The following is a 13757-nucleotide window of genomic DNA, read 5'->3' as shown; positions in this document are numbered from 1 at the left end:
TATATGACATTAAATGAAAATAAAGGATTTCAAATAATGGGAATCTCTTTGCAGATGTTTGCTGTTTTGACAGTTGTTGTCTTAGGGGCAACCTATATGGGTGTGCTGCCAAAGGGAATGATCGGAGCATTTCCCTTGATGATGATTGTAGGTGCGGTGCTTAATGAAGTTGGAAATCGTTTGCCGATTGTAAAGGATTATTTAGGTGGAGGTGCAATTATTGTTATATTTGGGTCTGCAGCGTTAGTTACGTATGGGGTGCTACCAGAAGCTTCAAAAGAAATTATGACAAATTTTATGAAGGGTGAAGGATTCTTAAGCTTTTATATTGCTGCACTTATTACTGGTAGTATTTTAGGAATGGATCGAAAATTATTAATTAGTGCTGCTATAAGATATTTGCCTGTGATTCTTGGTGGTGTTATTGCAGCTTTAGGTCTAACTGGAATTATTGGTATGATTATGGGATATGGAGCTAAAGAAGCAATCCTTTATGTAGCTATTCCAATTATGGGAGGTGGTATGGGAGCAGGAGCAGTTCCTCTATCTCAAATATTTGGACAAGTATTAAACGTAGATCCAGTACAAATCATGTCAAAGATGGTTCCAGCTTTAGCATTAGGAAATGCTACGGCAATTGTTGTGGCAGGATTATTAGATAGAGTAGGAAAGAAAAAAACTAGTTTGAGTGGAAATGGTAAATTAATGAAATCACAAAAGGCTATAAAAGAAGAAGCACGTGAAGAGATGAAGCTTGACTATAAACTTATGGGAATTGGAATATTATTATCTACGACCTTCTTTGTATGGGGGAAAATACTTGCTAAATTTATTCCAATCCACTCTTATGCTTTGATGATTATTAGTGTTGCTCTAGTAAAGGTATTAGGAATTATGCCAGAAAAATACGAAAAAGGTGCATTTCAGTGGTTTAGATTTGTTATGACAAACTTTACACCAGCATTATTAGTAGGAATTGGTGTAGCTTATACTGATTTGAATGCAGTGATTAATTCTTTATCTGTTATATACGTTGTGTTAGTATTTACTACTGTAATAGGTGCAACGATAGGATCTGCATTTATTGGACATTTATTAGGCTTTTACCCAATCGAAGCTTCTATAACAGGTGGGCTTTGTATGGCAAATATGGGTGGAACAGGAGATGTGGCAGTGCTTTCTGCAAGTAAGAGAATGGAGCTTATGCCGTTTGCGCAGATTTCATCAAGGATCGGTGGTGCATTCATGTTAATTTTGGCTACAAGTTTATTGTCAATATTATTATAAACAAAAAAATCCTCTATCTTAGGATAGGGGATTTTTGTATTTAATCTTCTTTATATTTTTGAAGCTTGTTTAAGTACCTATAGATACTAGGCTCTGAGCAATGAAGCTGTTTTGCAACTTCGCTTACGGCACCTTTTAGCATGAAAATACCCTTCTGATTTAAAATATCTACAATACGTAAGCGTTCATCTTGTGTTAAGCGATCAATAGGAATGTTATTATCGGATAAAACTTTTTTTAATACAGTTGATGTTACTTCGGCAATTGAGCCAGAAAAACTTTCTGCTTCATCAATAATGGAATTAACAGACTTATAAGTGCTGTTTTGTTCAACCAATTCATCGGGATGGCACAATTTTAATATTTGGTTGCTTATATCTACATATCTTCTGTCATCAAAGTTAATGCATAACATTCCAACTAATTCTTCATTCTCGTCCTTGATAAACATGGTTGAAGACCTCAAAATCCTTTGGTCTTTAGATATACCGTTGTAATTGAGTTTATAATCGCAGTTTTTATAGCTTTTATCTGAAATTACATTTAAGCCGAAGTTTGTCATTGGAGCACCAATAGTTCGACCACTGATATGACCGTTGGCGATAGCTACGATAGAATTAGTATAATTTTTTGTATCGTGAAGGACAACCTCGTAGTCAGGGCCTAAGGTTTTACCTAAAAATTCTACAAGAATGCTGTATTGTTTTAGTATAGTTTGGTTCATTTTATTCACCTACTCTTATACTTCTTATTGAAATGCTTTATGCAGTTCATATAGTAGGTTATCATAACGATATAAAAAATGCAATATAATAATAAAATTGAGAAATCGTTAGAAAAAATTATCATCAATATAAAAAAATATTTTCTTGTTTTATATTTACATTTTAGAAAACAATAACAAAAATACAAAAAAGAAGAAAAGAAAACCTTTTCAAAGATAAAAAATAGAAATAAAAACCAGCAGAATAACTTATAAATACATAAAAATGTGATAGAATTTTTGAAAATTTGACAAAAGTCTATAAAAAGATTGACTAAATTTTATAATGGTGATAATATTATCTCAAAGGGAGGCGAGGAATATGAAAAAAATTATTAATACAGAAAAGGCACCGCAAGCTATAGGTCCATATTCACAAGGAACGATAGGTTCGAAGCTTATATTTGTTTCAGGACAGCTTCCGATTGATCCGAATACAGGAGAATTTGCAGATGGTGGTATCGAAGGGCAAACAAGACAATCTATTGAGAATTTGCGTCAAATACTTGAGTCTGTAGGATCAGGTCTTGATAAAGTTTTAAAGACAACGGTTTTTCTTAGTGATATGAATAACTTTGCTAAGATGAATAAGGTATATGAAGAACTGTTTGGAGATTCTAATTATCCAGCACGTTCGGCAATAGAAGTAGCTAGATTACCTAAGGATGCATTAGTAGAAATTGAAGCAATTGCAATAGAAGGTTAATGATAGTGATTTATTCATACTAAATCATTATGATTTGTATGATAAAAAATAAAAATAGAAAAAATGGAGGGTTTGATTATGGGAATAAAATACATACCAGAACCATTTAGAATTAAGATGGTAGAGACTATTAAGATGCTTACTCGTGAGGAAAGAGAACAAAAGATTGCAGAGGCAAAATATAATCTTTTTAATCTTAAAGGTGAAGATGTTTACATAGATTTATTGACAGATAGTGGGACAAATGCAATGAGTCAAGAGCAATGGGCTGGAGTTATGAGAGGTGACGAAGCTTATGCAGGTGCATCAAGCTATTTTAAATTAGTAGAGAAAGCTCAAGAAATTTTTGGATATAAGTATATCCAACCGGTTCATCAAGGTCGTGCAGCAGAGAAGGTTCTTTTTGGGCTATTGCTTGAAAAAGGAAAATATTCTATTTCTAATATGCACTTTGATACAACAAGAGCGCATGTTGAGTTAGCTGGTGCAAGAGCTATTGACTGTGTAGTTAAAGATGCTGCAGATCCAACAAAACGAGTACCTTTTAAAGGGAATATGGATGTTGAAAAATTAGAGTCTTTAATCAAAAAGCATGGACCAGAAAAAATTGGACTTGTTATCATGACAGTAACAAATAACTCTGCAGGGGGTCAGCCTGTATCTATGCAAAATGTTAGAGAAACAGCAGCTATTTGTAAAAAATATGGCATTAAATTCTCTATAGATGCTGCACGTTATGCAGAAAATGCTTATTTTGTAAAACAACGTGAGCCAGGTTATGAAAATAAATCAATAAAAGAAATAGTTAAAGAGATGTTTAGCTATGCTGATATGTTTACAATGAGTGCTAAGAAGGATACCATCGTAAATATGGGTGGTTTAATTGGAATTAAAGATGATGATGAATTATTCCAAGCTTGTAAAGGTCGTACAATTTCCTTTGAAGGCTTTGTTACATATGGTGGTCTTTCAGGTCGTGATCTTGAGTGTTTAGCAATTGGTCTTGAAGAAGGACTTGACGAAAACTACTTAAGATATCGTATTGGACAAATGGAATACCTTGCAGCAAGACTTGATGAAGCAGGTATTGCATATCAATCACCAGTAGGTGGTCATGGTATATTTGTGGATGCTAAAGCAATGTTCCCTCATATTCCTTATAATGAGTTTCCAGGACAAGCACTTGCTGTTGAGCTTTATAAAGAAGCAGGAATCCGTACATGCGATATTGGATCTTATATGTTAGGAAATGATCCTGATACTGGAGAGCAATTGAAAGCTGAATTTGAATTTACACGTTTAGCAATTCCTCGTCGTGTGTATACTCAAGCGCATATAGATATTATGGCAGATGCATTGATTGCTATTAAAGAAAGAGCAAGTGAAGTAAAAGGTTATAAAATTACATGGGAGCCACCAATCCTTAGACATTTCCAAGCAAGTCTTGCACCAATAGGTGAGTAATAAAAAGTAATTTACCTGCATCAATATATGATGCAGGTAATCTTTACACTGAATATGAATATGTTCATGAAAAAGATGATGATAAGAGGTGAATCTATGTCGAATACTGGCAAGGAAAACGTTATCAGTAAAAATGGAGAAATAGCTAATCGTGAAACATTTAGCTCTAAAATTGGATTTATTTTAGCATGTATTGGTTCAGCAGTAGGAATGGGAAATATATGGATGTTTCCTTATAGAGTAGGTCAATTTGGCGGTGCTGCATTTTTAGTTCCTTATTTTATTTTTGTTATGGTGATTGGTTTTACCGGAGTAATAGGAGAAATGTCATTTGGACGAGCAATGGGTACAGGTCCTTTGGGGGCATTTAAAAAAGCCTTTGAAAGACGAAATAAGAAAAATGGAGATTTATTAGGACTTATTCCAGTAATTGGTTCATTGGGTATTGCACTTGGCTATGCGGTTGTTGTAGGATGGATTCTTAGGTTTACTGTAGGAGCAATAACTGGAGCTGTAATATCAGCAACAAATAGCGGTGCTTATTTTGGAGAAATTGCGGGTGAATTTGGAAGTCTTGGTTGGCATTTTGCAGGTTTGGCAATAACATTTATTGTTATGCTTATGGGGGTAGCTAAAGGAATTGAAAAGGCAAATAAAATTATGATGCCTGCTTTTTTCTTACTATTTCTTATACTTGCTATTCGTGTAGTAACCTTACCTGGGGCAATAGAAGGATATAAATATCTATTTGTACCTAAATGGGAATTTTTGAAGGACCCTAAAACATGGGTATATGCTTTGGGACAGGCTTTCTTTTCTCTTTCACTAGCAGGTTCAGGAACAGTTGTTTATGGTAGCTATTTGAAAAAAAATGAAGATGTTGTTGGCTGTGCAAAACATGTTGCATTTTTCGATACTTGTGCAGCGATGTTAGCGGCTCTTGTAATTATACCATCTGTATTTGCTTTTAATATGGACCCAGCAGCAGGACCACCTCTTATGTTTATTACTATGCCAAATGTATTTAAAATGATGCCTATGGGTCAATTATTTTCTGTTTTGTTCTTCGTAGCAGTATTGTTTGCTGGTGTAAGTTCATTGATGAACTTATTTGAGACACCTATTGAGGCATTGCAACAAAGATTCAAATTTTCAAGGAGTGCTTCAGTAGCTATTATTGCAGCTATTGCTATGGGAGTTGGAGTTATGCTTGAAAGTGGCGACAAGCTTGGAGCTTGGATGGATGTTATATCAATATATGTTATTCCTTTAGGAGCATTACTTGCAGGAATTATGTTCTTTTGGGTTTGCGGATCTAAATTTGCAAGAGAACAAGTGCAATTAGGACGCAATAAAGAGATTGGCATATGGTTTGAGCCTATGAGTAAATACGTATTCTGTGGACTTACAATTATTGTATATATTCTTGGTATATTCTATGGAGGAATCGGTTGATGCAAATGCTAAGAAGTATTGTGTATGTAAAAAATATGACTGTTAATATAAAATATAAAAGATAAAAAGAAGCTATTGAAAAAAGCAGCGATTTTATTATAAAATTACTGCTTTTTTAGTGTTGATTTTGTTTATCTGTATTAGGAGATATTATTTTTAAATATTTATGAGAATTGGGACTAAAATTGGTACTGAACTAGATAATATTACTCCTGTAATAAAAGCAATAATAGCTGCTTTTGAGTTTGTAGCATTTGAGATAATAGGCAGAGATGTGTCCATTGCAGTAGCACCAGCAGGGGCGATTGCTTCAAGATCACCAATATATTTTGAAACAAATGGGATTGAAATAAGGGCGATAATTTCTCTTGAGACATTGGATATAAAAGCTAATGCACTTAGTTCAGATGAATACTGCATAAGCATCATGGAAGATAATGTGTACCATCCAAATCCAGCACCTACCGCACTAGATTCATTTACTGGTAAATTTAATAAAAATCCTCCTATAATACTTCCAAGAATACTGCCTATACCGATCATTAGTGGAATTAATAATATTTTAAATCCCATATTTTTTATTTTTGAAAAGGCTTTTTTATTTCTTCCTATGTCTATACCTACAAAGAATAATAATATACATAATCCAATATCAATAATGATATTTGTATATTGTAGAAGCTCTTGTGATAAAAATAAATGTCCAAAGATTATTCCTAGTCCTACAGATGCTATTATTTTAAAACTCATTTTTATTTACCTCCTGCTTGATATCTTTTATAATATACCCTTTGATCAATTTTATGAATAAGACGCTAAAAAAAACTGAAAATGCAGATAGAATTACGGCTTGATATCCTAACTTGAAGAAAGATGATAAAACTTTTTTATCAACACCGATTTTTATTCCCATAATAAAAAGTAAAAATAAAAGACATAAAGCTTGAATGGTATTTATCTTACTAGTAATTTGTTCTTTCAAATTTCCCTTTAATCCAATGAAAGCGCCAACAGCTAAAATAAATAAGTATAGCATAAGTCTTGTGAGCAAGTAGTTCTCCTCCTTTCAAATTAGTAAAAAAATAAAAATTATTCATACACATTATTCAAAATAACATAATTTACTATAATTTACAAGAAATATATAATAAATAGTGTTTCGAGAGATCAAATAAATGAAATATAGATTTATATATAGAAAAATATAAAAATTATTCGAAAAAAGGAGGAAAATATAAAAAAATAGAGAATGTTATAAAAAATGTTAATAATGATTTTGTATATTTAATTATAGGACTGCCAACAAGGGGATTTTCGAATAGTATTAAGAATTTTCTTAGGTGGGGATTATATTTTACTAGGAGGAATATTCATGAATGAGACAAAAGGAATATTATTAGAAAGTGGAACGGGAGAAGTAGAAGTACTTGAGTTTATTGTAGGACATAAACATTATGCTATTAATGTTGTAAAAACAAAAGAGATATTTCAAGTAAGCAATATTACACAAATCCCGAATACATCTCCTTCTATAGCAGGAATGACATTGATTCGTGGAAAAACTATTACTCTAATAGATTTAAAACATACTTTAGAAAAGGAAAAACAAGCAAATATTGAAAAATCAATGGCTTTATTGTGTGAATTTAATAAAACAGAGGTGGCGTTTTTAGTAGATAAAGTTGTGGGGATTCATCGTATAGGCTGGAATCAGATTGAAAAGCCAGATGAAATCGTTATAGATTCTCAAGTTATTGGAAATATTGTAATGGATAATAAAATATTAATGCTTTTAGATTTTGAAAAAATATTTATGGATATTAGTTCACCAAACAAGTCTTCTTATGGTGGATATGATAAAGGTATTGAAAAAATTCAGTATAATAAAAAAAGAGCCGATGTAAAATTGGTTTTAGCAGATGATTCTACAACAATTAGAAATTTATTAAAGGATGTATTAACAGAAGCTGGATATGTCAATCTCACATTTTTTGATGATGGACAGCAGGTATATGACTATTTAACTAATTTAGCAAAAGAAAAAGGAAAAGACTTTTTAAAATATGTAGATGCTTTGATAACAGATATTGAAATGCCACAAATGGATGGACATACTTTGACGCGTAAAATAAAAGAGGATGCTATTTTAAATGCACTTCCTGTGATTATATTCTCCTCTTTGATTACTGATGATTTATATCATAAAGGAGAGGAAGTAGGAGCAAATGCGCAAATGAGTAAGCCTGATATAGATAATTTAGTAAAAATGATAGATGATTATACTTTGAATAAAGCATAAAATAGCCCACGGTGTAGCCGTGGGTTTTTAATAGCCTAATTCCTTTCCTACAATAATTACTTTAATTCTTCCTTTGATTCCTTGTTTTTTAATTAAAACATAGTCATTGCAAATTCTTTCTGGACTATTACAATCTGTACAGTATCCAAGCTTTGCACATGGTGTTTTTCGATCCAATCTTTTAGCATTTGCAGGTGCAGCCATTCGTTTATTTCTTTCAATAGCTTCATCTATATTTTTTACGATTTTATTAATCCCTGCAATAACGATTACATTATCAGGACCATAAAGCATAGCAGCTACTCTATTGCCAGTTCCATCTACATTGAACAATTCGCCATTTTCAGTTATTGCATTGCTACTTGTAAAATAAGCATCTGCATAAAAACATTTTCTATAAATTTCTTTAATATCTTCTCTGCTTAAACCTGCTTCATATCGATCTAAGAAGTTATAGTTTTCTTTTCTAAGAAAATCGATAACACCTGTTTCAAAAAGAGTCATAGAACCGCCTACAGATACAGTGGCTCCTTCATGAATCAGCTCACGTATTTTTTGTAAAAGCTCATTTTCATCCTCTACATAATAGCCTTCCATATTGTTTTTTTCTAAGTTTTCAATTGTTCTTTTAACTTTTTGCTTAATAACCCATTCTGTGTTTTTATCCATAATATAGCCTCCTCGTATAATAAGTTTAAGCAATAGTAGTTTTTGAAGATTTTTGTAATTTATTAGAAATTACAAAAATTTTCACTGTGCCTATATAATATCATTATAAATGAATATTGCATATGAATTAAGCATATACTTTTTGCTTAGTTTTCAATCTGATATAATTTGATATAGGATAGATAGGGGTGAGAGAATGATCCGATATATTTTTGGAAGAGCAGGTACAGGAAAAACCTATAAGATTTTAGAAGAAATAAAAAAACGATTAGAAGAGCATGTGCAGCATAAATTGATTTTAATAGTACCAGAACAGTTTACATTGCAGGCAGAAAGAGATTTGATAGAAAAACTTGATTTGCCAGGAATTATAGATGTAGAGGTTTTAAGCTTTACAAGATTAGCTCATAAAGTTTTGAATGAAGTTGGAGGTATTACAAGAATTCATATTAATGAACAAGGAAAAAATATGGTGCTTCGAAAGATTATAGATGAAGCAGAAAAGTCTTTGAGTATATATAAAAAAGCATCTCAGCAAGATGGATTTGTAGCTATGTTTAATGACCTTTTATGTGAGCTAAAGCAGCATGATATATATCCTTTAGATTTGCTGAATAGATTAGAAGCATTGGAAAAAGACAGTATGCTTTATCAGAAACTAAAAGATATTGCATATATCTATGAGCAGTTTGAAGAATATTTGAAAGGCAGATATATTGATACAGAAGATTACTTGAATTTATTGATTGAAAAAATGGATGAGGCAAAGTTTCTAAAGAATGCAGAAATATGGATTGATGGTTTTCAGAGCTTTACTCCCCAGACTTATCATATTATTGAAAAAATAATGACTATGGCAAAGCATGTTACATTTACTTTTACTATGCCATTTGTATCAAAAGGAAAAGATGGGGATTTATTCAAGGTATCAGATGATACTTATGGAAAAATTCATGATATTGCTATGAAATATGGGATGACAGGAGAAATTATCGATTTAGACAAAAACAAAAGAAAAGTAGTAAAAAAATCAGATGAAATCAAGCATATAGAGGAAGAGTTTTATGCTTATCCTTATAAAGCATATAATAAAGAAGTATATAATGTTAGTGTTTTTGCAGGGGTGAATCTTTATACTGAAATTGAAAATGTTGCTGCAAAAATTGTTACTTTAGTAAGAGATCGATGCTATAGATGGAGAGATATTGCTGTTGTGTGTAATGACATGGATAACTATGCACCATTAATCAGACGAGTTTTTGATGAATATGAGATTCCCTATTTTTTAGATAAAAAAAGAAATATTATGCATAATCCAATTATTGAACTGATACTATCCTCATTAAGAGTGGTATATAGAGGATATAGATATGAAGATGTATTTAGATTTTTTAAAACAGGATTTAGTGGTGTGGAAGTTGATACTTATGAAAAATTAGAAAACTATGTATTAAAGTACGGCATACAGGGAAATAAGTGGAAAGAGCCTTTTATATTAGAATATGAAAAGATAGATGAATTAAATTCATGTAGAGAAAAATTTATACAAAATATGCAACAGCTTGAGAAAAAAATAAAAGGGAAAAGGACTGTAGGAGAGATTACAAAGGGACTATATGATTATCTAGAACAGTTAGATATTCATAAAAAGCTAGAAGCTTGGATTGATCTATTAAGATCAGAAGGACAGCTTGAGTATGTTAATGAAAATACACAAATATGGAATATTGTTATGGAAGTATTTGATCAGATGGTAGAAATTATAGGAGAACAAAAAATTACATTAAAAGAATATATAAAAGTATTAGAGTCTGGATTTTCATCTATTGAAATAGGGATTATTCCTACAACAATAGACCAAGTATTGGTAGGAAATATTCAAAGGTCTAAAAGTCATGATATAAAAGCTCTATTTGTAGTAGGGGTTAATGATGGGGTATTGCCTTCAGGAAAAGATGATAATGGAATTCTTTCTGACGAAGAAAGAATTCTTATGAAAGAAAAAGACATTACTTTAGGCTATGATAGTCAGAAAAAGGCCTATGAAGAGAAGTTTGTTATATATACTACACTTACAAAACCTAGTGAATATTTGTGGGTTAGTTATGCTTTAGCAGATCAAGAGGGTAAAGCAATGAGGCCATCTATTTTAATCGATAGGTTCAAAAAGATATTTGCGAAATTAGATATAAAAAGTGATGTTATCCAAAACTTGGAGCATCAAAAGAACTTGATCGTCACACCGAAAAGCACATTCAAATATTTAATAGAAAATATTAGAAAAAAATTTGATGGAAAGCACGTAGAGGATTTGTGGTGGGATGTATATAGTTGGTATTATCATAATGAAGAATGGAATGAAAAAAGAGAAGGGGTAATAGAAGGATTGTTTTACAATAATCAAGTGGAGTATATTGAAGCAAATAGTGCAAAGAAGCTGTATCATTTACCTATAAGGTCTAGTGTATCAAGACTTGAGAAGTTTGTGAATTGTCCCTTTGCCCATTTTATAAAATATGGTCTAAAGCCAAAAGAGAGAAAAATGTTTGAAGTAAAAGCACCAGATATAGGAGAAATCTTTCATGAATCTATGGAGAAATTTACAGGAAAGCTTAGAAAAGAAAATATTGCTTGGCGTAGTTTAGAAAAAAATCAATGCGATATGATGATGGATGAGGTAATTGATGAATTAGTTCCTAACTATGGAAATGGTGTGATGCTGAGTACCAATCGATACAGGTATCTTGTAAAGAGACTTAAAAGAATTAGCAGAAGAGCTGTGTGGACTCTTACTGAGCATATCAAAAAAAGTGGTTTTGAGCCAACTGGATATGAAGTAACATTTGGAATAGATAAAATGTATCCACCTATTGAAATAGAACTCTCAGATGGAAAAAAAATATATTTAGAAGGAAGAATTGATCGCATAGATATATTTAGTGACGAAGAAAATGAATATGTTAAAATTATTGACTACAAATCAGGAAATAAAGAGTTTAGTCTTTCAGATGTTTACTATGGATTGCAGCTTCAGTTGATGATATATCTCGATGCTGTATTAAGAATGAAAGATAAAGGAGAAAAAGAGAAAAAACCTGCGGGAATTTTTTACTTTAAAATTGATGATCCTATGATTAAAACAGAAGAAAAAGCTATAGAATTTATTGAAAAGGAAATACGAAGGAAGTTAAAGATGAAGGGGTTAGTCTTAAAAGATGTAAAGATTGCTTATGAGATGGATAGAGAACTAGATAGATATTCTGATGTGATTCCTGTAGGATTAAAAAAAGATGGACAATTTACCAGTAACTCTTCTGCTATTGATGAAGAGACCTTTATGGATCTAATCCGTCATGTACGAAAATTAATTACAGAGATTACTTATGAAATGATGAAAGGAAATATAAAAATGATGCCATCAAAAAACGGAAAACAGACAGCTTGTGATTATTGTTCTTATACAAGTATTTGTCAATTTGACAGTAGCTTAGAGGATCATGAATATAGAAATATGAAAAAGCTTTCAGATAATGAGGTATTAAAAATAATAAAAGAAAAAGAGGAAGGCTCTAGTGCTAATAAAAATTAAAGAACATATTTATGAGCAGAATAAAGAACTCATATTATACGAAAAGAAATATTAAATATTTGGAGGGGTAAATTAACAGTCAAAAGATATTTATAAATTTTTATAAAAACCTTGTAATTTTTTATAGTTTCATACTATAGTTAATTATGAGGTGGTTAATATGAAATATTATAGCATAGGCGAGTTTGCTAAATTAATTGAAAAAACTCAGCAAACACTAAGAAACTGGGATAATAGTGCTAAATTAAAACCTGCAAAGCTAAGAAAATGATAAGAGAGTTGAGAAATGATGATTAGGACATATAAAGTAATGTTAAAACCTAACAATAAGCAAAAAACTAAACTCTTTGAGTGTGCAGGGGTATCGAGATGGGCATATAATTGGACTTTAGGTAGACAAAAAGAAAATTATAAAAATGGTGGTAAATTCTTAAATGATAGCGTTTTAAGGAAAGAACTAACACAGCTAAAGAAAACAGAAGAATATAAATGGCTTAATGAGTATTCTAACAATATCACAAAACAAGCTATTAAAGATGCTTGTAACTCTTATAAAAGATTTTTCAATGGATATAGTGAATTTCCAAAGTTTAAGTCTAAAAAAAGAACTAAACCTAGCTTTTATCAAGATATAGAGAAGATAAAATTTACAGATACTCATGTTAAACTAGAAAAGTTAACTACAAGTAAAAAGAAAAATAGACAAAAATTAAATTGGATTAAGTTGGGTGAAAAAGATAGGATACCGACAGGTGAAAACATTAAATATATTAATCCAAGGGTAACTTTTGATGGTCTTAACTGGTGGATTAGTGTTGGCATTGAAGAAGAAATTGAAATAGAAGATAAAGAAACAGAGCCTATAGGAATCGACTTAGGTGTAAAAGATTTAGCAATTATTAGTAATGGTAATAAGTATAAGAATATTAACAAATCACTAAAAATGAAGAAGTTAATTAAGAAATATAAAAGACTTAAAAGACAAATTTCAAGAAAATATGAGATGAATAAAACTAAAATAGAAGGAGGTGAAAACCGTTACGAATACCACAAAACTAAAAATATTATAAAAGCTGAAAATAAACTAAGAAAGCTTTATAGGAAAATTAAAGGATTAAGGGACAATTACCTTCATCATATAACAACATCTTTGGTGAAAGCCAAACCAAAGTATATTGTTATTGAAGATTTGAATGTAAGTGGCATGTTAAAGAATAGAAAACTATCAAAAGCTATACAGGAACAATCTTTAAGGGAATTCAGAAGGCAACTTGAATATAAATGTAAATGGTATGAAGTTGATTTAATCATAGCTGATAGATATTACCCTTCAAGTAAAATGTGTTCAAGTTGTGGTAATGTAAAATCAGATTTAAAATTATCAGATAGAAAGTATATATGTGATAATTGTGGATTAGAAATTGATAGGGACTTTAACGCAAGCCTTAACCTTAGAGATTATCCTAAATATGATAAATCAGTAGCTTAATCACTTAAAAAGATACTACTGATATGTACCCATTCG

Annotated in this window: 11 protein-coding genes and 1 pseudogene; 8 read left to right on the top strand and 4 right to left on the bottom strand. The window is 31.1% G+C overall.

What is annotated here, in order from left to right; genetic code table 11:
* Positions 1-3: 3 nt before the first annotated feature.
* Positions 4-1287, top strand: a complete 1284-nt coding sequence (locus KVH43_RS02000; protein ID WP_218283240.1) for a 2-hydroxycarboxylate transporter family protein — start codon at positions 4-6, stop codon at positions 1285-1287.
* A 40-nt stretch (positions 1288-1327) separates the two neighbouring features.
* On the opposite strand, the gene KVH43_RS01995 is transcribed toward KVH43_RS02000, so the two are convergent.
* A complete protein-coding gene (locus KVH43_RS01995) occupies positions 1328-2011 on the bottom strand; it encodes a helix-turn-helix transcriptional regulator (protein WP_218283239.1) in 684 nt (227 codons plus the stop codon).
* A 361-nt stretch (positions 2012-2372) separates the two neighbouring features.
* On the opposite strand from KVH43_RS01995, the gene KVH43_RS01990 reads away from it, so the two are divergent.
* From KVH43_RS01990 to KVH43_RS01980, 3 genes are all read left to right on the top strand, one after another.
* Complete coding sequence (locus tag KVH43_RS01990) at positions 2373-2756, top strand: RidA family protein (RefSeq protein WP_218283238.1); 384 nt, start codon at positions 2373-2375, stop codon at positions 2754-2756.
* 78 nt (positions 2757-2834) lie between these two features.
* Complete coding sequence (locus KVH43_RS01985; protein ID WP_218283237.1) at positions 2835-4220, top strand: tryptophanase; 1386 nt, start codon at positions 2835-2837, stop codon at positions 4218-4220.
* Positions 4221-4316: 96 nt separating this feature from the next.
* Complete coding sequence (locus tag KVH43_RS01980; RefSeq protein ID WP_218283236.1) at positions 4317-5675, top strand: sodium-dependent transporter; 1359 nt, start codon at positions 4317-4319, stop codon at positions 5673-5675.
* 156 nt (positions 5676-5831) lie between these two features.
* Here KVH43_RS01980 and KVH43_RS01975 read toward each other — a convergent pair whose 3' ends face one another.
* The gene (locus KVH43_RS01975) at positions 5832-6425 is read right to left on the bottom strand and encodes a LysO family transporter (protein ID WP_218283235.1); all 594 of its coding nucleotides are present in this window, start codon (positions 6423-6425) and stop codon (positions 5832-5834) included.
* Positions 6415-6726, bottom strand: coding sequence for a LysO family transporter (locus KVH43_RS01970; protein WP_218283234.1), 312 nt, complete (start codon positions 6724-6726; stop codon positions 6415-6417). Before KVH43_RS01970 ends, KVH43_RS01975 begins: the two co-directional genes overlap by 11 nt.
* 321 nt (positions 6727-7047) lie before the next feature.
* On the opposite strand from KVH43_RS01970, the gene KVH43_RS01965 reads away from it, so the two are divergent.
* Positions 7048-7974, top strand: coding sequence for a chemotaxis protein (locus tag KVH43_RS01965; RefSeq protein ID WP_218283233.1), 927 nt, complete (start codon positions 7048-7050; stop codon positions 7972-7974).
* Between the two features lie 27 nt (positions 7975-8001).
* Here the strand turns inward: KVH43_RS01965 and KVH43_RS01960 are convergent, their stop codons facing one another.
* Positions 8002-8643, bottom strand: coding sequence for a lactate utilization protein (locus KVH43_RS01960; RefSeq protein ID WP_218283232.1), 642 nt, complete (start codon positions 8641-8643; stop codon positions 8002-8004).
* 196 nt (positions 8644-8839) lie between these two features.
* Here KVH43_RS01960 and addB point away from each other — a divergent pair, with 196 nt between their 5' ends.
* The 3 genes and pseudogenes from addB (at position 8840) to KVH43_RS01945 (ending at position 13721) form a co-directional block, all read left to right on the top strand.
* Positions 8840-12232 (top strand): helicase-exonuclease AddAB subunit AddB, encoded by a 3393-nt coding sequence (gene addB / locus KVH43_RS01955; RefSeq protein ID WP_218283231.1) that lies wholly within the window; start codon positions 8840-8842, stop codon positions 12230-12232.
* Between the two features lie 160 nt (positions 12233-12392).
* A pseudogene (locus KVH43_RS01950) lies at positions 12393-12485 on the top strand (MerR family transcriptional regulator); the annotation flags it as partial.
* A gap of 36 nt (positions 12486-12521) precedes the next feature.
* On the top strand, positions 12522-13721 hold the full coding sequence (locus KVH43_RS01945) for an RNA-guided endonuclease InsQ/TnpB family protein (protein WP_218284054.1): 1200 nt from the start codon (positions 12522-12524) through the stop codon (positions 13719-13721).
* The last annotated feature ends 36 nt before the right edge of the window (positions 13722-13757 follow it).

The organism is Crassaminicella indica (assembly GCF_019203185.1).
GTDB classification, from domain to species: Bacteria; Bacillota; Clostridia; order Peptostreptococcales; family Thermotaleaceae; genus Crassaminicella; species Crassaminicella indica.
The sequence above is the reverse complement of the archived record's forward strand: the minus strand, read 5'-3'. Positions and strand labels throughout refer to the sequence as shown.

What these genes read in the sequence shown, in the direction of transcription:
- KVH43_RS01945 (WP_218284054.1), top strand. Translation starts at nt 12,522, where the DNA reads ATGATTAGGACATATAAAGTAATGTTAAAACCTAACAATAAGCAAAAA.
- addB (WP_218283231.1), top strand. Translation starts at nt 8,840, where the DNA reads ATGATCCGATATATTTTTGGAAGAGCAGGTACAGGAAAAACCTATAAG.
- KVH43_RS01980 (WP_218283236.1), top strand. Translation starts at nt 4,317, where the DNA reads ATGTCGAATACTGGCAAGGAAAACGTTATCAGTAAAAATGGAGAAATA.
- KVH43_RS01985 (WP_218283237.1), top strand. Translation starts at nt 2,835, where the DNA reads ATGGGAATAAAATACATACCAGAACCATTTAGAATTAAGATGGTAGAG.
- KVH43_RS02000 (WP_218283240.1), top strand. Translation starts at nt 4, where the DNA reads ATGACATTAAATGAAAATAAAGGATTTCAAATAATGGGAATCTCTTTG.
- KVH43_RS01990 (WP_218283238.1), top strand. Translation starts at nt 2,373, where the DNA reads ATGAAAAAAATTATTAATACAGAAAAGGCACCGCAAGCTATAGGTCCA.
- KVH43_RS01975 (WP_218283235.1), bottom strand. Translation starts at nt 6,425, where the DNA reads ATGAGTTTTAAAATAATAGCATCTGTAGGACTAGGAATAATCTTTGGA.
- KVH43_RS01965 (WP_218283233.1), top strand. Translation starts at nt 7,048, where the DNA reads ATGAATGAGACAAAAGGAATATTATTAGAAAGTGGAACGGGAGAAGTA.
- KVH43_RS01960 (WP_218283232.1), bottom strand. Translation starts at nt 8,643, where the DNA reads ATGGATAAAAACACAGAATGGGTTATTAAGCAAAAAGTTAAAAGAACA.
- KVH43_RS01995 (WP_218283239.1), bottom strand. Translation starts at nt 2,011, where the DNA reads ATGAACCAAACTATACTAAAACAATACAGCATTCTTGTAGAATTTTTA.